This window comes from Roseomonas sp. CCTCC AB2023176, assembly GCF_042259275.1.
Classification (GTDB): domain Bacteria; phylum Pseudomonadota; class Alphaproteobacteria; order Acetobacterales; family Acetobacteraceae; genus Roseomonas.
In genome coordinates this window covers 1,589,718-1,608,628 of record NZ_CP170086.1, presented here as the reverse complement: position 1 = coordinate 1,608,628, position 18,911 = coordinate 1,589,718, and the positions used below count along the sequence as shown (strand labels likewise).

Annotated in this window: 20 protein-coding genes; 11 read left to right on the top strand and 9 right to left on the bottom strand. The window is 71.0% G+C overall.

The window, feature by feature from the left end:
* Positions 1-747: an arylmalonate decarboxylase gene (locus tag ACE7GA_RS08055; protein WP_376098136.1), complete on the bottom strand. Its 747-nt coding sequence runs from the start codon at positions 745-747 to the stop codon at positions 1-3.
* A 69-nt stretch (positions 748-816) separates the two neighbouring features.
* On the opposite strand from ACE7GA_RS08055, the gene ACE7GA_RS08050 reads away from it, so the two are divergent.
* A complete protein-coding gene (locus ACE7GA_RS08050) occupies positions 817-1,812 on the top strand; it encodes a Bug family tripartite tricarboxylate transporter substrate binding protein (protein WP_376098133.1) in 996 nt (331 codons plus the stop codon).
* Between the two features lie 77 nt (positions 1,813-1,889).
* Positions 1,890-2,393, top strand: coding sequence for a ferritin-like domain-containing protein (locus tag ACE7GA_RS08045; RefSeq protein ID WP_376098130.1), 504 nt, complete (start codon positions 1,890-1,892; stop codon positions 2,391-2,393).
* Positions 2,394-2,443: 50 nt separating this feature from the next.
* Here ACE7GA_RS08045 and ACE7GA_RS08040 read toward each other — a convergent pair whose 3' ends face one another.
* From ACE7GA_RS08040 to ACE7GA_RS08030, 3 genes are read right to left on the bottom strand one after another with little or no spacing between them, the layout of a single operon-like run.
* Positions 2,444-3,025 (bottom strand): isochorismatase family protein, encoded by a 582-nt coding sequence (locus ACE7GA_RS08040; RefSeq protein ID WP_376100161.1) that lies wholly within the window; start codon positions 3,023-3,025, stop codon positions 2,444-2,446.
* 29 nt (positions 3,026-3,054) lie between these two features.
* Entirely contained in the window at positions 3,055-4,251 is a 1,197-nt protein-coding gene (locus ACE7GA_RS08035; RefSeq protein ID WP_376098127.1) for an FAD-dependent oxidoreductase, read from the bottom strand.
* Between the two features lie 10 nt (positions 4,252-4,261).
* Positions 4,262-4,639, bottom strand: a complete 378-nt coding sequence (locus ACE7GA_RS08030; RefSeq protein WP_376098124.1) for a hypothetical protein — start codon at positions 4,637-4,639, stop codon at positions 4,262-4,264.
* 55 nt (positions 4,640-4,694) lie between these two features.
* On the opposite strand from ACE7GA_RS08030, the gene ACE7GA_RS08025 reads away from it, so the two are divergent.
* The 5 genes from ACE7GA_RS08025 (at position 4,695) to ppdK (ending at position 11,714) form a co-directional block, all read left to right on the top strand.
* Positions 4,695-5,552, top strand: a complete 858-nt coding sequence (locus ACE7GA_RS08025; RefSeq protein WP_376098121.1) for a S49 family peptidase — start codon at positions 4,695-4,697, stop codon at positions 5,550-5,552.
* Between the two features lie 265 nt (positions 5,553-5,817).
* Positions 5,818-6,678, top strand: a complete 861-nt coding sequence (locus ACE7GA_RS08020; RefSeq protein ID WP_376098118.1) for a glycine--tRNA ligase subunit alpha — start codon at positions 5,818-5,820, stop codon at positions 6,676-6,678.
* Positions 6,675-6,836: a hypothetical protein gene (locus ACE7GA_RS08015; protein ID WP_376098115.1), complete on the top strand. Its 162-nt coding sequence runs from the start codon at positions 6,675-6,677 to the stop codon at positions 6,834-6,836. The genes ACE7GA_RS08020 and ACE7GA_RS08015 overlap by 4 nt, the downstream gene beginning before the upstream one ends.
* Entirely contained in the window at positions 6,836-9,031 is a 2,196-nt protein-coding gene (glyS, locus tag ACE7GA_RS08010) for a glycine--tRNA ligase subunit beta (protein ID WP_376098112.1), read from the top strand. Before ACE7GA_RS08015 ends, glyS begins: the two co-directional genes overlap by 1 nt.
* A gap of 13 nt (positions 9,032-9,044) precedes the next feature.
* Complete coding sequence (ppdK, locus tag ACE7GA_RS08005; protein WP_376098109.1) at positions 9,045-11,714, top strand: pyruvate, phosphate dikinase; 2,670 nt, start codon at positions 9,045-9,047, stop codon at positions 11,712-11,714.
* A 248-nt stretch (positions 11,715-11,962) separates the two neighbouring features.
* Here the strand turns inward: ppdK and ACE7GA_RS08000 are convergent, their stop codons facing one another.
* Entirely contained in the window at positions 11,963-12,937 is a 975-nt protein-coding gene (locus tag ACE7GA_RS08000; protein ID WP_376098106.1) for a Bug family tripartite tricarboxylate transporter substrate binding protein, read from the bottom strand.
* 64 nt (positions 12,938-13,001) lie between these two features.
* Between ACE7GA_RS08000 and ACE7GA_RS07995 the strand changes: the two genes are divergently transcribed.
* The gene (locus tag ACE7GA_RS07995; RefSeq protein WP_376098103.1) at positions 13,002-13,526 is read left to right on the top strand and encodes a GNAT family N-acetyltransferase; all 525 of its coding nucleotides are present in this window, start codon (positions 13,002-13,004) and stop codon (positions 13,524-13,526) included.
* Here ACE7GA_RS07995 and ACE7GA_RS07990 read toward each other — a convergent pair.
* Positions 13,472-14,224 (bottom strand): hypothetical protein, encoded by a 753-nt coding sequence (locus ACE7GA_RS07990; RefSeq protein ID WP_376098100.1) that lies wholly within the window; start codon positions 14,222-14,224, stop codon positions 13,472-13,474. The genes ACE7GA_RS07995 and ACE7GA_RS07990 overlap by 55 nt on opposite strands.
* A 121-nt stretch (positions 14,225-14,345) precedes the next feature.
* Between ACE7GA_RS07990 and ACE7GA_RS07985 the strand changes: the two genes are divergently transcribed.
* Positions 14,346-15,209: an SDR family oxidoreductase gene (locus tag ACE7GA_RS07985; protein ID WP_376098096.1), complete on the top strand. Its 864-nt coding sequence runs from the start codon at positions 14,346-14,348 to the stop codon at positions 15,207-15,209.
* A 70-nt stretch (positions 15,210-15,279) separates the two neighbouring features.
* Here the strand turns inward: ACE7GA_RS07985 and ACE7GA_RS07980 are convergent, their stop codons facing one another.
* Entirely contained in the window at positions 15,280-15,654 is a 375-nt protein-coding gene (locus ACE7GA_RS07980) for a hypothetical protein (protein WP_376098093.1), read from the bottom strand.
* Positions 15,655-15,718: 64 nt separating this feature from the next.
* Complete coding sequence (locus ACE7GA_RS07975) at positions 15,719-16,513, bottom strand: YgfZ/GcvT domain-containing protein (RefSeq protein ID WP_376098090.1); 795 nt, start codon at positions 16,511-16,513, stop codon at positions 15,719-15,721.
* A 70-nt stretch (positions 16,514-16,583) separates the two neighbouring features.
* On the opposite strand from ACE7GA_RS07975, the gene ACE7GA_RS07970 reads away from it, so the two are divergent.
* Complete coding sequence (locus ACE7GA_RS07970; protein WP_376098087.1) at positions 16,584-17,492, top strand: glycosyltransferase family 9 protein; 909 nt, start codon at positions 16,584-16,586, stop codon at positions 17,490-17,492.
* A gap of 10 nt (positions 17,493-17,502) precedes the next feature.
* Positions 17,503-18,621: a glycosyltransferase family 4 protein gene (locus ACE7GA_RS07965; RefSeq protein ID WP_376098084.1), complete on the top strand. Its 1,119-nt coding sequence runs from the start codon at positions 17,503-17,505 to the stop codon at positions 18,619-18,621.
* On the opposite strand, the gene ACE7GA_RS07960 is transcribed toward ACE7GA_RS07965, so the two are convergent.
* The gene (locus tag ACE7GA_RS07960; protein ID WP_376098081.1) at positions 18,606-18,911 is read right to left on the bottom strand and encodes a DUF3303 domain-containing protein; all 306 of its coding nucleotides are present in this window, start codon (positions 18,909-18,911) and stop codon (positions 18,606-18,608) included. The two genes, ACE7GA_RS07965 and ACE7GA_RS07960, sit on opposite strands and share 16 nt — an antisense overlap.

Sequence of the window (18,911 nt, the reverse complement as noted above, 5' to 3'; positions counted from 1 at the left end):
TCAGAACTCCGACAGCAGCCGGCCGAAGCCGTCCATCCGGTCGGCAATCCCGTTGGTGCGCAAGGCGTGCCAGTAGGTCGCGGTGTTGATCGCGATCACCGGCTTGCCGAGCCAGAGCTCGGCGTAGGGCGCGAGGCGCACCATGGACAGGTTCGTGCCGACCTGGACGATGGCGTCCACGTCGTCACCGTCCAGTTCCCTCAGGGCCTCGATGCAGCGCGCCTCCGTGACCTCGGCGATCGCGGTCCAGGAGGTGCAGCGCAGCGCGATGTCGCGCGTGACGGTGAAGCCGACGTCGCCAAAGTAGCGGGCGACCTCAGTGTTCATCGCGGGCCAGTAGGGGGAGAGGATCGCGATGCGCTTCACGCCGCCATAGGCTTCCAGCGCGGCGCGGCAGGATTCGCTGCCGACGCTGACGCCGATGCCTGCGACCTCCTCGACCGACCGGATGAAGTGGTCGCAGCCCGGCTTGCCGTCGAAGAAGGTAACGGCCGACATGCCCATGACGAGGTAGTCGGGCGCGCAGGTCATGACGGAACGCACGGCATCGGCCACGTTGGCGGCGATGATCTCGGCGCCGGCGCGGAAGGTCTCGTTGCTGACGGCGCCGGCGTTGGGCGTGAAGATGCGGGAGGTGTGGTTGGTGACGCCGTGGGGGCGCATCGCCTCCAGGTCCGGCTGGACGACCGTGTTGGTGGAGGGGGCGATGACCCCGAACTTCCGCCGCCAACCCTGGACATCCGGCATCCGCCCGCTCCTCCTTGCCCTGCCGGAACCATAGGGGCAGGGTGCCGCGCCGCAAGCATGGAGGCCCCCGTGACCGTCACTGCCATGACCGGCACCGCCACGCGCCGCGCCCTGCTGGGGGCTGCCCTCGTCGCACCGGGCCTCGCCCGGGCGCAGGGAGGCGCCGGGGATTACCCGAGCCGGCCCATCCGCTTCATCGTGCCGGGCCCGGCCGGCGGGGCGGGCGACGTGCTGTCGCGACTGCTGGGGGAGCGGCTGTCGCACCGGCTGGGACAGCCCATCGCCGTGGAGAACCGGCCGGGCGCGGGGACGAATGTCGGCATGACCGTCGTCGCCCGGGCGGCGCCGGACGGCTACACGCTGGGGCTGGGATCCATCGCGTCGAACGCGGTCAACCGGTGGCTGTACCGGAACATGCCCTTCGACGCCGAGAAGGATTTCGCGCCGGTCTCGCTCATCGCGCTGGTGCCGAACCTGATGGTGGTGTCGCCCGGCCTGCCCGTGCGGAGCGTGGCGGAGTTCATCGCGTATGCGCGATTGCGCCCGGGAGAGATCAACTACGGCTCGATCGGCGCGGGGTCGTCGCAGCATCTTGCGGGCGCGCAGTTCGGGCTGGCGACGGGCATCCAGATGCAGCACGTGCCGTACAACAACTCGGGGCAGCTCAACACGGACATGATGGAAGGGCGCGTGCAGGTGCTGTTCCAGTCGGTTTCCGCCGTCGCGGAGATGGCGCGGAGCGGGCGGATGCGACCGCTGGCCGTGACGGGGACGGAGCGGGTCGCGGCCTTCCCCGACATCCCGACGCTGACCGAGGCCGGCGTGCCCATCGTCTCCACGGGGTGGTTCGGGGTGGTCACGCCGGCGGCGGTGCCAGCACCGATCCTGGCAAAGTTGAGCGAGACGACGGTGGCGTCGCTGAACGAGCCGGAGCTGCGGGCACGGATCGCCGGGCTGGGATCGGTGCCACGGCCCGGGACGCCAGAGGAATTCGCCCGCTTCATGGCGGAGGAGAGCGCGAAGTGGCGCCCCGTCATCGAGGCAACGGGGGCTACGGCGGACTAGCGCGGACTTGGGCGGGGCAACAGCCGCCGGCCCGTGGCGTTATAGCCCTGGTTAAACCGCGAACCAGGAGCAAAGCCATGGGCCTCTTCTCGAAGCCGATCAAGACGCTGGACGACCTCTTCGTCCACACGCTGCAGGACATCTACTACGCCGAGAACCAGATCACGAAGGCGCTGCCGCAGATGATCGCGAAGGCGACGGACGCGCAGCTGAAGCAGTCCTTCGAGCTGCACCTGCAGGAGACGCGCAACCAGATCACGCGTCTGGAAAAGGTATTCCAGATGCATGGCCAGCCCGTGAAGGGCGTCACCTGCCAGGCGATCGACGGCATCATCTCCGAGGCGCAGGAGATCATGGGCGACGTGTCGGACAAGGAAGTGCTGGACGCGGCGATGCTGTCCTCCGCCCAGGCCGTCGAGCACTACGAGATCACGCGCTACGGCACGCTGATCGCCTTCGCCAAGCAGCTTGGCCGCAACGACTGCGCGGCAGTGCTGGAGGAAAACCTCGCGGAGGAGAAGGCGACGGACAAGAAGCTGACCATGCTCGCCGAGGGCAAGGTCAACCGCATGGCGGCCTGACGCCTCTGCGCCGCGCCGGTCGTCCGCAGGGACGGCCGGCGCGAAGCGTCTCAGGCGTAGGTCCCTTCGACCTCCGCCCGCGTCATGAGATCCGCGTATTTCTGGCCCATGTCGAAAAGGTTGGCCTCGTGCGGGCCGATCGCGCGGTCACCCACGCCGTCCGTCACGACGACGGTGCGGAAATTGTGCGATACCGCATCCACGACGGAGGCGCGGACACACCCGGACGTGGTGCAGCCCGTCACCAGCAGCGTATCCACGCGCCGCATGGCGAGGAACCCGGCCAGCCCCGTGCCGAAGAAGGCGCTGGCGTTCTGCTTGCGGACGACGAGCTCGCCCTGCGTCGGCGCCAGGGCGGGTACGATGGCGGAGAGCGGATTGTCCTCGGTCAACTTCGCAAGCGGCGGAACCTTCCGCACGAAGGCGCCGGCATCGGACCCGTCCTCGGCGAAGACGACGCGGGTATGGGCCACGGGCCAGTCGCGCGCGCGCGCAAAGGCCAGCAGGGCTCGGGTGTGCTCGATGGCCGGGGCGATGTTGCCGCCACCGAAATGCACGGGATCTGCGAAGCCGTTGACGAAATCGACGATCAGCAGCGCGGGCGCGACGCCGAGGCCGGATCGCGCGCCCATGCCCTGGCGGGCGTAGATGTCCAACTCGCTCAAGCGACCTTCTCCAGGTCCCGCAGCGACTGGATCATGGAGGTGCGGAGGAGGAAGGCGTGGTGCTTCTCCCGGTCCTCCACGATCCCGCGCATGGAATCCTGGTGCGCCTTGCGGACTGCCGGGTCGCGCTGGTTCAGCATCTCCCGGTTCCGCAACGCTTGCTGCTGCACGACGTCAAGCGCGACCTTGCGGCGCTGGCGTTCGTAGCGGCCCATGGTCTCCAGCGGCGCGCCGCGCCAGACCATGATCAGCTTCTCCGACACGTTGAAGGCGTCGTGGATGCCGCCGTTCATGCCCATCCCGCCCAGCGGGTTGTTCACGTGCGCCGCGTCGCCGGCGAGGAAGACGCGGCCCATGGCATAGTGCTCGGCGACCCGTTCGTGGACGCGGTAGGCGGTGCGGTGGACGATCTCGTAGGGGCCGTCCTTTGGAAGGACGGCCTGCATCCGCTGCTCGACCCGCGCGTCGGAGAGCATCAGGTCCTCCGGCTCCTCCGGATCGGCGGGGACCAGCACCCGCCAGCGGGAGCGGTTGCGGAGAAGCACCAGCCATTCGTCCGGGTCGGACAGGTAGGCGATGTTGGCGAGGTCCGGCATGGCCTCGTGGAACGGGTAGGGCGTGGAGACGGTGAGGAAGAGTTCGGGGATCGTCATCCCGTCGAACCCGATGCCGAGCGACTTGCGAACCGCGCTGCGCGCCCCGTCCGCACCGATGAGGAAGCTGCCGCGAATGATGTGCGAGACCTCACCCGCGTCCGTCGCGGTCAGCGTCACGCCGGAATCATCCTGGCGCACCGCGGCGGCCTTCAGCCCGTAGGTGAAGGTGACGTCGGGGTTGCCCGCAAGCCGGTCGCGCAGCAGGCGTGTCAGGCGCCACTGTTCGCACTGCAGGCGATAGGGGTGGTTGGTGTCGTCCTTCAGCAGGGTCAGGTCGAAGGTCGCGACCGGGCCAGCCTCGCGGTCGCGGTACTGCCAAGTCGGGCAGACCAGGCCCTGTTCGATCAGCGCGTCCGTCACCCCAAACCGGTCGAGCATGTCAAGCGTGGGGGAGTGGAAGGTGGAGGCGCGGATGCCGTCGGGCAGCGCCTCCTCGGCCTCGACGACGGTGACGGGGATGCCGGCCTCCGCCAGGCAGGTCGCCGCGACGAGGCCGACCGGGCCGGCGCCGACGACGATGACGCGGGATTCGGGCATCCTGTCTCCTTCAGCGGGCGGGCTGGCTCCGGCCCTGGCGGGCAACGGTTTCCGCCCAACTCCAGGCGCCCAGGGCCGCGCCGATCATGCCCCAGGTGGCGTTGAAGTTCAGGACCGCCATGACGCCCAGCGCGACGGCGAGCGGCCGCACGACGAAGGGCGCGCGCAGGAAGGACCAGAATCCCAGCACCAGCGCCGCGGCGCCCCAGAGCTGCCAATGCTGCAACCACAGCAGCCCTGCGCGCGGATAGCAGCCCACCGGCGCGCGGGAGAGGTCGAGGCAGAGCGAGCCCCATTCCCGCGGCTCCACCCCGACGGCGCGGTAGAGGATCATGGCACCGACCGCCGCAACGACGGCGGCGAGGGCGAGGAGGTCACGTTTCGTCACCCGCATGTCCCATCGCATGGCTTGATCCCCTGCGGGGCGCAAGCACCTCTGCGGGATGAATCTTCCGTTCCTGTCCCGCCCGCCGATCGTTGCGGTGGTGCGGATGGCCGGCGTGATCGCGCCGCGCGCCGGCGGACTCGCCGGCCCCACCCTCTCCGCCGCGGCGCTGGACCCGGTGCTGGAGAGGGCCTTCGGCCTGAAGCGGCTGGCGGGGGTGGCGCTGGTCATCAACTCGCCCGGCGGGTCGGCGGCGCAGTCCTCCCTCATCGGCGCGCGGGTGCGGCAGCTGGCGGAGAAGAAGGGCGTGCCGGTCATCGCGGTCGTCGAGGACGCGGCGGCCTCCGGCGGCTATTGGCTCGCCTGCGCGGCAGACGAGATCGTGGCGGACCCGACCTCCATCATCGGCTCGATCGGCGTGATTTCCGCGGGCTTCGGGTTCGAGGAGGCGATCGCCCGGATCGGGGTGGAACGGCGCCTGGTGACCGCGGGGGAGGACAAGTCCTTCCTGGATCCCTTCCGCGCGCCGGACGCGGTGCAGCAGGAGCGCCTGCGGGACCTGTTGGCCGCGATGCATCGGGAATTCATCGGATGGGTCGAGTCGCGGCGCGGCGATCGGCTCAAGAAGGCGGAGGCGCTGGGGGAGCCGCTCTTCACCGGGCGGTTCTGGATCGGGCGGCGGGCGCTGGAACTGGGGCTGGTGGACCGCCTGGGCACGCTGCGCGACGAGGTCCGGCGGCGGTTCGGGGAGGAGGCGAAGATCGTCCCCCTCGGTGCCCGGCGGCCGCGCTTTCCGTGGCGGTTGCTGACGGCCGGGGCGCCGTCCGGCCTTTCCCTGCCCGATCCGGCGGCCTGGGCGGAGGGTGCCCTGGCCGCGGCGGAGGCACGCGCCGCCTGGACGCGCCTGGGGCTTTAGCCCCGTCGCGGCCCCGTCCAGGCGGGCGGGACGGCGATCGGGCCGGCGACAGGCGCGAGCGCCGGGCCGCGGCGGCCATTGCCGGGGGTGTCCCGGTGACGGCCGGCGCACCGGCCTGGCATCGTCCCCCTCCCCGCCGCAGCGACGCGAGACGGCGGGTCACGGATGGCGCGGCGGCCGGGGACTGGGCACGCCCGGGCCTTCCTTGCGGGTTGCGCGGCGCGGCGTCATAGGAACGGCCGAACCGTAAGCCGCATCGGACGGAATGGCCGAACCGCTTCCCTTCCAGGACATGATCCTGGCGCTGCACGCCTACTGGTCGCGCCAGGGCTGCGCGATCCTGCAGCCCTACGACATGGAAATGGGCGCGGGCACGTTTCATCCGGCGACCACACTGCGGGCGCTGGGCCCGAAGCCCTGGCGTGCGGCCTACGTCCAGCCGTCCCGCCGCCCATCGGACGGGCGGTACGGGGAGAACCCGAACCGCCTCGGCCACTACTACCAGTACCAGGTCATCCTGAAGCCCTCCCCGCCCGACCCGCAGACGATGCTGATCGAGTCCTACCGGGCCATCGGCATCGATCCACTGCTGCACGACCTGCGGTTCGTCGAGGATGACTGGGAAAGCCCGACGCTCGGCGCCTGGGGCCTGGGGTGGGAGGTCTGGTGCGACGGGATGGAGGTGACGCAGTTCACCTACTTCCAGCAGGTCGGCGGCATCCCCTGCGCCGTCCCCTCCGCCGAGCTGACCTACGGGCTGGAGCGGCTGGCGATGTACATCCAGGGCGTCGAGCGCGTGTACGACCTGCGGTTCAACGCGGCCGGCCTGACCTATGGCGACGTGTTCCTGCGGAACGAGCGGGAGTATTCAGCCTACTCTTTCGAGCGCGCGGACGTGACGCAGCTGTTCCGTCACTTCGTTGACGCCGAGGAAGAATGCGCTCGGCTCTGCGATGCCGACCTGCCGCTGCCGGCCTATGACCAGTGCATCAAGGCGTCGCACACCTTTAACCTGCTGGACGCGCGCGGTGCGATCAGCGTGGCGGAGCGCGCGTCCTACATCGGGCGGGTGCGGACGCTGGCGAAGCGGTGCTGCGAGGGATGGCTGAAGGGGGAGGCGGCGTGACGAACGACGAGGACGTCGTCATCATGGGCGATGCCATCCGCATCCAGGGCGCGACATTGGAACAGCATGAAAGGCTCGCGGCGATGCTCCGGGTCGCTCCGGAGGAGGCGTCGAGGATCGCGGTGAGCGAAGCGCTCGCGGACATGCGGACCCGCTGATGTCCGACCTCCTGCTCGAACTCTTCTCGGAGGAGATCCCCGCGCGAATGCAGGCGCGCGCCGCGGAGGACCTGCTTGCGCTAGTGATGGAAACGCTCTCACCGCTGCTGGGCGAGGGTGGGACCGTCCGGAGCTACCACGGGCCGCGCCGCATCGCGCTGGGGGTGGACGGACTGCGGGCGGAGGTTCCTGCCGAGCGCGTCGAGGAGCGCGGTCCCCGCACGGGCGCGCCGGAGGCGGCGCTGGCCGGCTTCCTGAAGAAGAACGGCGCGGCGCGCGAGGACGTCGTTGAGGATGGCGGCTACTGGGTGCTGCGGCGGGAACGCCCGGCGGTGCCGCTGGCGCACGTGGTTGCGGAAGCCGTGCCGCGCGCGATCCGCCGCCTGCCCTGGCCCAAATCCATGCGCTGGGGGACGAGCGAACTGACCTGGGTGCGGCCGCTGCAGCGCATCCTCTGCGTGCTGGACGGGGCGGTCGTGCCGTTCTCGCTGGCGCAGGGCGGGGATGCGTCGCACGGGCTGGCGAGTGCGGACCTGACGGAAGGCCACCGGATCATGGCGGGCACCGTGCCCTTCGCCGTGACGGGGCGCGCGGACTACGAGGCCGGGCTGCGCGAGCGGCACGTCGTACCGGACGCGGCGGAGCGGGAGCGGATCATCGAGGACGGCGTCGCCGCGCTCGCCGCGGTGGAAGGGCTGGAGGTCGTGCCGGATCGCGGGCTGCTGGCCGAGGTCGCGGGGTTGGTGGAATGGCCGGTGCCGCTGCTCGGGCGCATTGACGACGCCTTCATGGACCTACCGCCGGAGGTCATGCGCACGACGATGCGCGTGAACCAGCGCTACTTCGCGCTTCGGCACCCGGACGGGCGCGCGGCGGCGCGGTTTGCGCTGGTCGCGAACATCGCGGCGAAGGACGGCGGCGACGCGATCGTCGCGGGCAACGAGCGCGTGCTGCGGGCGCGGCTGTCGGATGCGCGGTTCTTCTGGGACCTGGACCGGCAGCAGAGGCTGGATGACTTCCTGCCCAAGCTGGAGGGCGTGGTGTTCCACGCGAAGCTCGGCACGCAGGCTGATCGGGTGCTGCGGCTGGAACGGTTGGCGCGGCATATCGCGCCGATGGTGGGGGCCGACCCGGAATTGGCGGCACGGGCGGCCCGGCTGGCGAAGGCGGACCTCGCGACAGGGATGGTGGGTGAGTTTCCCGAGCTTCAGGGAGTGATGGGGCGCTACTACGCGCTGCATGGCGGCGAGGACCCGCGCGTCGCAGAGGCGATCGGGGCGCACTACAAGCCTTTGGGGCCGGGCGACGCGGTTCCGACGGAGCCGGTCGCGATCGCCGTAGCGCTGGCGGACAAGCTGGACCAGTTGGCCGGGTTTTTTGCCGTCGATGAGCGGCCGACGGGCAGCGGCGATCCTTATGCTCTCCGGCGTAGCGCACTGGGCCTCATCCGGATGGTTAGGGAGAATGGCCTCCGCCTGCCGCTTAAGGACGTTTTCGAGTTTGCTCTGTTCAGTGATCGTCCCGATCAGATTATGATGACGATCGCGGGCACTCTCCTGAGTGTCGCTGCACAACCGGAAATCGCCGCGCGGGGCGATCTTGAACGCGCTACAGGCAAGCGCCTGGGCAGTTTCGGTCAGGGTCTGAGTTTGCCGCTTGCGGAGATTGTGGCTGGCCTGATGGACTTCCTCGCCGACCGCCTCCGCGTCCAACTTCGCGCTGACGGCGCCCGGCACGACCTCGTCACGGCCGTGTTCGGCACCTCCGGCGACGACGACCTGAACCGCCTCCTCGCCCGCGCCGATGCCGTCCGCGACTTCCTGGCGACGAGCGACGGCGCCGACCTCCTGACCGCCTATCGCCGCGCCGCGAACATCCTCCGCATCGAGGAACGCAAGGACAAGGCAACCTATCCCGCCCAGGTGGACCCGGACATGCTGGCCCTCGGGGAGGAGCGCGCCCTCGGCGCCGCCCTCGACACCGCCCGCCCCGCCGCGACCGCCGCCCTGGCGCGGGAGGACTTCGCCGGCGCCATGGCCGCCCTCGCCCCCCTCCGCGCCCCGGTGGACGCCTTCTTCGACCGGGTGACGGTGAACGATCCGGATGCCAACCTAAGGCGCAACCGGCTCGGACTGCTCGCGTTGCTGCGCGACGCCATGAACGACGTCGCGGACTTCTCCAAGATCGAAGCCTGAGGAAACAAGACGCATGACGCAGTGGGTCTACGGCTTCGGTGCCGGCCGCAACGAAGGCCGCGCCGACATGCGCAACCTCCTCGGCGGCAAGGGCGCGAACCTGGCTGAGATGGCCTCCATCGGCCTTCCCGTCCCGCCGGGCTTCACCATCACGACCGAGGTCTGCACCCACTACACGAAGAACAAGGGGCAGTACCCGACGGAACTGGACGCGCAGGTGCAGGCGGCGCTGGCGCGGATCGAGGATGCGGTCGGCGCGAAGTTCGGCGACTCCGACAATCCGCTCCTCGTCTCCGTCCGCTCCGGCGCCCGCGTGTCCATGCCCGGCATGATGGACACGGTCCTGAACCTCGGACTGAACGACGTGACGGTGGAAGGGCTCGCCAAGGCCTCCGGCGACCAGCGCTTCGCCTGGGATTCCTACCGTCGCTTCATCCAGATGTTCGGCTCCGTCGTCCTCGGCGTGGACCACCACCGGTTCGAGGAGATCATCGACGAGGCGAAGATGGCGGCCGGCGCGACGGAGGACACGCAGCTCTCCTCCGACGATTGGCGCCGCGTCGCCGACGAATACAAGCACATGGTGCAGCAGGTCACCGGTAACCCCTTCCCGCAGGAGCCGACGGCCCAGCTTTGGGCCGCGATCGGCGCGGTCTTCGGGTCCTGGATGAACCAGCGGGCGATCACCTACCGCCGCCTGCACGATATCCCGGAGGAATGGGGCACTGCCGTCAACGTCCAGGCGATGGTCTTCGGCAACATGGGCGGCGACTGCGCGACCGGCGTCTGCTTCACCCGCGACCCCAGCACGGGTGAGAACATCTTCTACGGCGAATACCTCATCAACGCGCAGGGCGAGGACGTGGTCGCCGGCATCCGCACGCCGCAGCCCATGTCCAGCCTGAAGGCCAAGCCGGGCGAGCGCAGCATGGAAGAGGCGATGCCGCAGGCCTACGCGGAACTCGTGGCGGTCCGCGCGACGCTCGAGAAGCACTACGCGGACATGCAGGACATCGAATTCACGGTCCAGCGCAACAAGCTTTACATGCTCCAGACGCGCAACGGGAAGCGCACGGCGGCCGCGTCGCTCAAGATCGCCGTGGACATGGCGGAGGAAGGGCTGATCGACCGCAAGGAAGCGGTGAAGCGCGTGAACCCCTCGGCCCTCGACCAGCTGCTGCACCCGACGCTGGATCCCAGCGCACCGCGCAAGTTGCTGGGGCGGGGCCTGCCCGCGTCGCCGGGTGCCGCCTGCGGCGTCGTCGTGTTCTCGGCGGATGAGGCGGAAGCGCGCGCGGCCAAGGGCGAGGCCGTGATCCTCGTACGCATCGAGACCTCGCCCGAGGACATCCACGGGATGCACGCGGCGCGCGGAATCCTGACGACGCGCGGCGGCATGACCTCGCACGCCGCCGTCGTCGCGCGCGGCATGGGGCGGCCCTGCGTCGCCGGCGCGGGCGGCGTCGTGGTGGATTATTCGGCGCAGGCGCTCTCGGCCGGCGGCGTCACCGTTCAGGCCGGCGGGACGATCACGCTGGACGGCGCGACGGGCGAGATCTTCGCCGGCTCCGTCGCGATGATCGAGCCGAAGATGTCCGGCGACTTCGCGACGCTCATGACCTGGGCCGACGAGGTCCGCCGCATGAAGGTCCGCACCAACGCCGAGACACCGCTGGACGCCGAGACCGCCCGCAAGTTCGGCGCGGAGGGCATCGGCCTCTGCCGCACCGAGCACATGTTCTTCGACCCCGAGCGCATCGGCGCCGTGCGCCAGATGATCATGTCGGAGACGGAAGGCGGCCGCCGCGACGCGCTGGCCAAGCTCCTGCCTTTCCAGCGCAAGGACTTCGAGGACCTGTTCCGCATCATGGCGGGCCTGCCCGTCACGATCCGCCTCCTCGACCCGCCGCTGCACGAGTTCTTGCCGCACAAGGACGAGGAGATGGCGGAGGTCGCGGAATCCCTCGGTGCCGACGTCCAGACCATGCGCCGGCGCGCCGCCGACCTGGCAGAGGCGAACCCGATGCTCGGCCACCGCGGCTGTCGCCTCGGCATCACCTACCCCGAGATCACGGAGATGCAGGCGCGTGCGATCTTCGAGGCCGCGGTGACCATCGCGAAGGAGACGGGCAAGGCGCCGGTGCCCGAGGTCATGGTCCCTCTCGTGATGACGCGGAAGGAACTGGAGATCTGCCGCGCCCAGATCGAGAAGGTCGCGGAACAGGTCTTCGCGGAAACCGGCACGACGATCGAATACATGATCGGCACGATGATCGAACTGCCGCGCGCCGCCATCACCGCCGACAAGATCGCGGAATGCGCCGACTTCTTTTCCTTCGGCACGAACGACCTGACGCAGACGACCTTCGGCCTCTCCCGCGACGACGCTGGCAAGTTCCTGCCGCTCTACGTCGAAAAGGGTATCCTGCCGAAGGACCCCTTCGTCTCGATCGATATCGAAGGCGTCGGCGCGCTGGTGCAGACCGCCTCCGAGAAGGGGCGCAAGGTGAAGAACGCCCTGAAGCTCGGCATCTGCGGCGAGCATGGCGGCGACCCCGCCTCGATCTCCTTCTGCGAGAGCGTGGGCCTCGACTACGTCTCCTGCTCGCCCTACCGCGTCCCCGTGGCGCGGCTGGCAGCGGCGCAGGCTGCGCTGAGCGGGGGCGGGGACCGGACGGCTTGAGGGAGGGCGCTTGTGGCCCCGGAGGAAGGCGCTGCCTTCCTCCGGACCTCCATCCGCCAGGGGACTCGTCCCCTGGACCCCACTCCATTGAACGCCCTTGGTAATGGGGTCTCTCCACGCCGCGCAGGCGCGTGGAGAGACCCCATCACCAAGGGCATCCTTCAATAGATCGAGGTCCAGGAGGCGAGCCTCCTGGTGGGTGGGAGGTTTGGAGGGAGGGCAAAGCCCTTTCTCCAAGGCGACCAGCGTTACCCCAGGCTGAGCCCCGTCTCCCGCATCAACTCCCGCAGCAGCGCCCGCTCCCGCGTCACGCGGGCCGCGAGGCCGTCGGAGTCGGTCGGGGTCCGAACGGCGCCCATCGAGGCGAGGCGCGCCTGCACCTCGGCATCGGCGGTCGCGTGGTCCAGGGCGGCCTCGAGTTGCAGCCGCACCGGGTCCGGCGTGCCGGCACGGCAGAAAATCGCGTTCCAGCTCGTCAGGTCGAAGCCGGGGAAGCCGGCTTCGGCGATGGTGGGCACGCCCTCGATCCCGCCGCGGCGCTCGGCACTCGTCAGCGCTATGGCTCGGGCGCGGCCGGCTTCCAGCACGGGGCGGAGCGATCCGGCGGAGAGGTAGCCGGAGGGCAGGGTTCCCGCGGCCAGGTCGCGGGCGACCTCGGCACCGCCGCGGTAGGGGACGTGTTCCATCCGCAGGCCGGACCGGTGCGCCAGCAGCACGCCCGCGAGGTGCCCCGTGTTGCCGACCCCCGGGGAGCCGTAGACCATGCCGTCCTGCGACAACCGGGTCGTGTCGAGATAGCCGGCGAGGTCACGGATGCCCGTGCGGCTGCCGACCGCCAGGAGATAGGGCAGGTCCGCGACGGACCCCACGGGGGCGAAGGCCGTCTCGTAGTCGAAGGGCAGGTTGCGCTGCACGAACTGGGCGATCACGAAGGACGCGGCGTCGAAGAGCAGCGTGTTCCCGTCCGCCGGGGCCTGGACGACGGCCGTGGCCGCCAGGGCCCCCGCCGCGCCGGCGCGGTTCTCGACCACCACGGGGACACCGAGAAACTCGCTCATCCGCGGCTGGACGAGGCGAGCCATAGTGTCCGAATTGCCGCCGGCGGCGAAGGCGACGACGATGCGGATCGGACGGCTGGGGAAGGCGGGTTGCGCGTGAAGGGCGGGGCACGGCAGGCCAGCCGCGAGGGCCGTCGCGAAGAGGGTCCGGCGGGGAAGCGTCATGGCCCGCCGAATGTGCCCCTGCCCCCCGCATCGGTCGAGGGCACGCATCCGTGAGAAGCCGCCGATGACCGGCCTCACGCTTCGCCCAATGACCGAGACGGACATCCCCGCGGTTCGTGCGCTGCACGACGCGGCCTTTGCCGCTTCCGTTTCTGATCAGCCGGTGCGGGATGCGCACGCCGCTCTCGTCGCCGCGCCGGACTACGTGGCGGACTTGCGGCGCAGCGACGTCTGGCTTGCGGAGCGCAGGGGTACGCCCCTGGGCACCGCGGGCTGGGTGCCGCAGGACGGCGCCGCGCGGATCCGCAAGGTCTTCGTGCACCCCGCCGCCTGGCGCCAGGGCCTGGCGACGCGGCTGGTTCGAGCGGCGGAAGCGCGGGCTGTGGCGGCAGGCCAGGGGCGCTTCGTCCTGCGTGCCAACCTGTTCGCTGTGCCGCTCTACCAGCGCCTCGGCTACGTCGCGGTCGAGGACGGCGTGATGGAACTTCCGGGCGGCCTCACCACCCCCGTCCTCTTCATGCGGCGCGATGCGGATCAGGACCGGACAGCGGCGGACGCGCCGGCAACCGCGCGCGGCGGCCCGGCATAGGCGATGGTCGCGAAATCCCGCACCCGTGCCTCGACCTGGGCGAAGGCCGTGCGCTGGGCTTCAGGCAGCGGCGCGTCCGGCGATCGGGTCCGGTGCTCCAGCCACCGCGCGACGGTGCCCGCCCCGCGCCGATGCGCCGCGGCGACCAGGCCGGATTCGGTGATGGTGAGCGGCGTGCCATCCATGCCCGTCACCTGCTGCCCTGCGGCGGCGAGGGATCGGTTCGCGGCCAGCATCCGTTCGGTGCGGCCGAGATAGGCGGCCATCGCCGCCTCCTGCGCGCCGGGGGAGGCAAGGAATGTCTCCTCGGATGTCACACCGTGGGCGGCCGCGCGCTCGGTCCAGGCGCCGGAGGCGTCGCGCCAGCCAATGTCCTGCAACGCGACCGGCACGAACTGGTAGCGGCCCAGCGCGCCGGAGGACGGGTTGCGCGCCGCCCATCCGGCGCCGGCGCTCTCCAGCGCCGCGATCCGGTCGCGAAAGGCGTCGGGGACGCGCGCGACGACCGTGCTGCTGGCCCGTGGGGTCGGACCCACCTCGGGCGAGCGCGTCCGATCCGGCGCGGCGGCGACCCGGACCTCGAACGGTGCCTGCGCCCGGGCCAGGGCGCGCTTGAAGTCACCGGTCTTGGCCACGGGCTTGCCCGCGCGGGCGGTGCGCTCCGCCGCGGGCGCCGCCACGGTCGCGGTCGCGCTCATGTCAGCCAGACTGCCGGCCCGAGACTAACGCGGGATGAAGCGAAGACGGGGAAACCGCGCCATGGGGCACCCGTTCGGGTGGCACCCCCGCCATCCCGCCCCGTCTCCGAAAGTCCTCCTCATGTCCGAACAAGAACTTCAGCCGCCGCAGTCGCAATCGCACCAGCCGGGCCGCGAGTCCGAGATGACGCCGCGCCCGCAGTCCCACATGGAGAACTGGAAGGCCTCCGGAAAGCTGGAGGGCAAGAAGGCCATCGTGACAGGGGGCGATTCCGGCATCGGCCGTGCGGTCGCGATCGGCTTCGCGAAGGAGGGGGCCGACGTCGTCATCCTCTACAAGGACGAAGACCAGGACGCTGAGGAAACGGCGCGTCACGTCCGTTCCGCCGGTCGCCGGTGCGAGATCATCGCCGGCGACGTCGGCGACCCCGGCTTCGTAAAGGAGGCCGTAGCGCACGCCGTCCGTTTCCTCGGCCGCGTGGACATTCTTGTGAACAATGCGGCGGAGCAGCACGAGGTGGACTACCTCGGCGACATCGAGGAGGCGCAGGTCGAACGCACCTTCCGCACGAACATCTTCGGCTATTTCTGGATGGCAAAGTACGTGCTGCCGCACATGCCGGATGGCGGCGCCATCATCAACACGACGTCGATCACGGCCTATCGCGGCTCGCCGCAACTGGTGGACTACGCGTCAACCAAGGGCGCGATCCTCGCTTTCACGCGGAGCCTCGCCGGGCAATTGATCGAGAAGCGGAAGATCCGCGTCAACGCCGTGGCGCCCGGGCCGATCTGGACGCCGCTCATCCCCGCCTCCTTCGATGAGAAGCGGGTGGCGTCGCACGGCGCGTCGTCGAAGATGGGCCGCGCGGGGCAGCCGGACGAGGTCGCGCCGTCCTACATCTTCCTCGCCTCGGAGGCCGACAGTTCCTACATCTCGGGTCAGACGCTGCACCCGAATGGCGGGGACGTGGTGAACGGATAGCGATGCCAGGTCGCGCCGGCCGCCGCGGGATGCGGCCGGCGCCTTGGTCCGGCCCTGACGGGCCGTGCCTTCAGGGCCGGATCGCCGTCTTCCCGAACGGCCCGGCCTGCATCGGGGCGTGCTCGACGGCCGCCTCGGCGCGATCGAGGCCGAAGGTCGTCACCTCGTACCTCTCCAGGCTGACGAGGCCCGCGCGGATGGGGGAAACCAGACGCGGCACGGTGTCGGCCGGGTAGAGCAACTGACCCCGGACCGTGATGCCGTTGCGCATGAGCCAGGGGTAGGGAAGTTCCAGCCCCGTCCCGCCCGCCATGCTGACGCCGCCCATCAGGATGACGCGCCCGCCCGGTCGGACCGCCATCGCCGCCGTGCGCACCCAGGCCGGGCTCCCCGCCAGCGGCAGGATGTCGAGGACGATGTCCAAGGGGCCGGCGACGTCGGCCATGGCGTGCTGGTCGGTCTCTTCCTCTCCTAAGCGGGCTGGGCGTAGGCGCCCCCGGTCCGAGCAGTCAGGCCGCTTCGGTCAGGCGCATCCAGGCCGGCACCGCCGGCCGCAGCAGCGCATCGCCGCAGGTCAGCACGGCGCCCGCCGTGTCCAGCCGCAGAAGCGCCAGGCCGCGGTCGGCGCGTGACGACCGCATCTCCCCGACCTCGCGCCCGTCCAAGGTGACAACCGCGTCGCGGGGCGGCGCCGTGCCCTCGATCGCGACCGGGAACAGGCGGCGCTTCAGCAGGCCGCGGTAGCGGGTCCGGGCCGTCAGCTCCTGGCCCATGTAGCAGCCCTTGGTCCAGGAGATGCCGCGCAGCTCGTCGAAGCCGCCTTCCAGCAGCACGGATTTCTCCCGGTCCAGGTCGCGCGTGCCGTCCGGGACGCCGAACGTCAGGCGGTGCAGGTCGTAGCCCTCTCCGGCCGTCGCCTGGCCCCGGGGCACGACGCGTCGCCAGCCGAGGTGCGGCAGCCGCGGATCGGCCCAGGCACCGGCCGGCAGGGGCGCACCATCCCAGCCCGCTTCCACCGTCAGCGCGTCGGACACGTCGCGCAGCGCCACCTTCGAGCGCAGGCGGAAGCGGGACAGGCGTTCTACGACCAGCCCAGCATCATCGCGCGGCAGGTCGAGCAGCAGCCGGTCGTCCTCGGCGAAGATCAGGAAATCGGCCAGCCACTTGCCCTGCGGCGTCAGCAGCGCCGCCCAGACCGGCAGCGGCCCCGCCACGTCGCCGGAGACGAGGCCCTGGAGGAAGCCCACGCGGTCCTCCCCCGTCACCTCCACCACGCCGCGGCCCGCCAGTGTCTCGACTGTCATGACCGAAAGGTCGGGCGGCGGGGGCGCCCCTGCAAGCCGGGGCGGCGCGTGCTATGGGGCGCCCGTCGCGATGCGCATCCTCTTCGTCACCTCCACCCGGATCGGGGACGCCGTCCTCTCGACGGGGCTGCTGGATCACCTTCTCCGCACCCATCCGGCGGCGCGGATCACGGTCGCCTGCGGCCCGGTGGCCGAGGGCGTCTTTGCACGGATGCCGGGGCGGGAACGGACGATCGTCGTCGAGAAGCAGCCGCTCTCGTTGCACTGGCCGCTGCTGTGGTCGCGCGTGGCCTTCACTCGGTGGGATCTGGTCGTGGACCTCCGCGGCTCCGCGCTGGGCTGGATGGTGCCGGCGGCGCGGCGTGCGGTGATGCGGGGCGGGCGGCGCCCGGGGCATCGGCTCGGGCACATCGCCTCCGTCCTCGGCCTCGAGCCGCCTCCCCTGCCCGTTGCCTGGTGGGACGAGGCGGATGCGGGGCGCGCCGCCGCGCTCCTCCCCGGCGGTCCCTGGCTGCTGGTCGGCCCGACCGCCAACTGGGCCGGCAAGGTCTGGCCTGCCGAGCGCTTCGTGGACCTCGCCCGTGCCGTCACGACTGGCCCTCTGGCCGGCGCGCGGGTGGCCGTGCTGGGCGGACCGGGACACGCGGAGCGCGCGATGGCCACGCCGGTCCTCGACGCCCTGCCGGGGTCCGTGGACCTCGTGGGCGCCCTGACGCTGCCGGAGGCCGCGGCCTGCCTGTCCCGCGCCGCGCTCTTCGTCGGCAACGATTCCGGGCTGATGCACCTGTCGGCGGCCGCGGGGACGCCGACGCTCGGTCTCTTCGGTCCGACCCCCGCCTCCGAATACGGCCCGGCCGGGCGCCGCGCCCGCGCGGTCCTCGCCGACGGCTCCCCGGGAAGTGCCCCGATGGAGGCCCTGCCCGTGCGGCGCGTGCTCGACGCGGCCGAGGCCCTGCTGCGATCGCCCGTGGTCGCTTGACCGGCGCGGCGTGATCCTCGTCCTAGCCCAGGCTTTCCCGCCGGACACCGGCGGGATCCAGTCGGTCATGGGGCATCTTGCCGAAGCCCTCGGGCGATCGGGCGAGGAAGTCATGGTCTTCGCCGACCGGGTCCGCGACGGCGGAGATGCAGCCGCGCCGGCCGGTGCGCCCTACACCGTTCGACGCTTCACCGGCCCGAAGCCGATTCGGCGGCGCTGGAAGGCGCTCGCCGCGCGCCGGATCATGCGGCAGGGTTCCGTGACGGGCATCGTGGCCGATTCCTGGAAAAGCCTGGAGTTCCTGCCCCGCCCCGGCGTGCCCATCGTGGCGCTGGCGCATGGGATGGAGTTCCCGTCCCATCCACGCTCCGGCAAGGGTTCACGCATCCGGCGTTCGCTGGCCGCGGTGACTGCCGTGGCGGCCAATTCCAGCTACACGGCGGACCTCGTCCGTGCCGTGATCGGCGACGCGGGGCCACCTATCACCGTGGTGAACCCCGCCGTGCCGTCGCAGCCCGAACCGACCGAGGCGGCCCGGCAGGAGGCAGCGTCGCTCCTGGCAGATGCCTCGCCCGTCCTCCTCACCCTCGCCCGGCTGGAACCAAGGAAGGGCGTGGACCGGGTGATCGAGGCCCTGCCGTCCCTCGCCGCGCGTCATCCCGGGCTGATCTACCTCGTCGCCGGCGACGGGCCCGATGCGCCGCGGCTGCGTGCCCTGGCCGCGGAGCGGGGAGTGGCGGAGCGCGTCCGCTTCCTTGGCCGGGTCGCGGAGGAGGTGAAGCCCGCACTCCTCGCCGCCGCCGACCTCTTCGCCATGCCCGCGCGGCGGGAGGGCGATTCGGTGGAGGGATTCGGGGTCGTGTACCTGGAAGCAGCCTGGTTCGGCGTGCCCTCCCTCGCTGGGCGGGAGGGCGGCGCGGCGGATGCCGTGCGCGACGGTGAGAGCGGGGTTCTCTGCGACGGCGCCGATCCCGCTGCGGTGCAGGACGCGATCGGGCGGCTGCTGGACGACTCCGCGTTGCGGCGCAGGCTGGGCGATGCGGCGCGCGACGCGGTGCGGAACGCAGGAGGCTGGGACGCGGTCGCCGCGCGGATCCTGGGCCTGCTGCGCGGTCAGCCGCCCGCCTGATCCCCCGGCTTGGCGTCGAGGAAGGGCGCGACGACATCCCGCACCTCGCGGCTTGGGACGACCGGCACGATCTCGAAAGTGACGCCCGTGCCGTGCCACGACAGCACCCATCGCTGCAGCAGTCGCGCGTCGTCGCATTCCATCAGTTGGAAACAGCGGCTGAAGCCCGCCTCGATCCAGCTGTCCACGAATCGCAGGCCCTCCGGCAGCGCGCGGCCGGCGTCGCGGAGGCGGCGATAGGCGGGAAGAGGGTCGCCCCCTGCGAAGCGCTCGACGACCATGAACAGCAT

What these genes read in the sequence shown, in the direction of transcription:
- ACE7GA_RS08055 (WP_376098136.1), bottom strand. Translation starts at nt 747, where the DNA reads ATGCCGGATGTCCAGGGTTGGCGGCGGAAGTTCGGGGTCATCGCCCCC.
- ACE7GA_RS08045 (WP_376098130.1), top strand. Translation starts at nt 1,890, where the DNA reads ATGGGCCTCTTCTCGAAGCCGATCAAGACGCTGGACGACCTCTTCGTC.
- ACE7GA_RS08040 (WP_376100161.1), bottom strand. Translation starts at nt 3,025, where the DNA reads ATGGGCGCGCGATCCGGCCTCGGCGTCGCGCCCGCGCTGCTGATCGTC.
- ACE7GA_RS08035 (WP_376098127.1), bottom strand. Translation starts at nt 4,251, where the DNA reads ATGCCCGAATCCCGCGTCATCGTCGTCGGCGCCGGCCCGGTCGGCCTC.
- ACE7GA_RS08025 (WP_376098121.1), top strand. Translation starts at nt 4,695, where the DNA reads ATGAATCTTCCGTTCCTGTCCCGCCCGCCGATCGTTGCGGTGGTGCGG.
- ACE7GA_RS08020 (WP_376098118.1), top strand. Translation starts at nt 5,818, where the DNA reads ATGGCCGAACCGCTTCCCTTCCAGGACATGATCCTGGCGCTGCACGCC.
- glyS (WP_376098112.1), top strand. Translation starts at nt 6,836, where the DNA reads ATGTCCGACCTCCTGCTCGAACTCTTCTCGGAGGAGATCCCCGCGCGA.
- ppdK (WP_376098109.1), top strand. Translation starts at nt 9,045, where the DNA reads ATGACGCAGTGGGTCTACGGCTTCGGTGCCGGCCGCAACGAAGGCCGC.
- ACE7GA_RS08000 (WP_376098106.1), bottom strand. Translation starts at nt 12,937, where the DNA reads ATGACGCTTCCCCGCCGGACCCTCTTCGCGACGGCCCTCGCGGCTGGC.
- ACE7GA_RS07995 (WP_376098103.1), top strand. Translation starts at nt 13,002, where the DNA reads ATGACCGGCCTCACGCTTCGCCCAATGACCGAGACGGACATCCCCGCG.
- ACE7GA_RS07990 (WP_376098100.1), bottom strand. Translation starts at nt 14,224, where the DNA reads ATGAGCGCGACCGCGACCGTGGCGGCGCCCGCGGCGGAGCGCACCGCC.
- ACE7GA_RS07985 (WP_376098096.1), top strand. Translation starts at nt 14,346, where the DNA reads ATGTCCGAACAAGAACTTCAGCCGCCGCAGTCGCAATCGCACCAGCCG.
- ACE7GA_RS07980 (WP_376098093.1), bottom strand. Translation starts at nt 15,654, where the DNA reads ATGGCCGACGTCGCCGGCCCCTTGGACATCGTCCTCGACATCCTGCCG.
- ACE7GA_RS07975 (WP_376098090.1), bottom strand. Translation starts at nt 16,513, where the DNA reads ATGACAGTCGAGACACTGGCGGGCCGCGGCGTGGTGGAGGTGACGGGG.
- ACE7GA_RS07970 (WP_376098087.1), top strand. Translation starts at nt 16,584, where the DNA reads ATGCGCATCCTCTTCGTCACCTCCACCCGGATCGGGGACGCCGTCCTC.
- ACE7GA_RS07960 (WP_376098081.1), bottom strand. Translation starts at nt 18,911, where the DNA reads ATGCTGTTCATGGTCGTCGAGCGCTTCGCAGGGGGCGACCCTCTTCCC.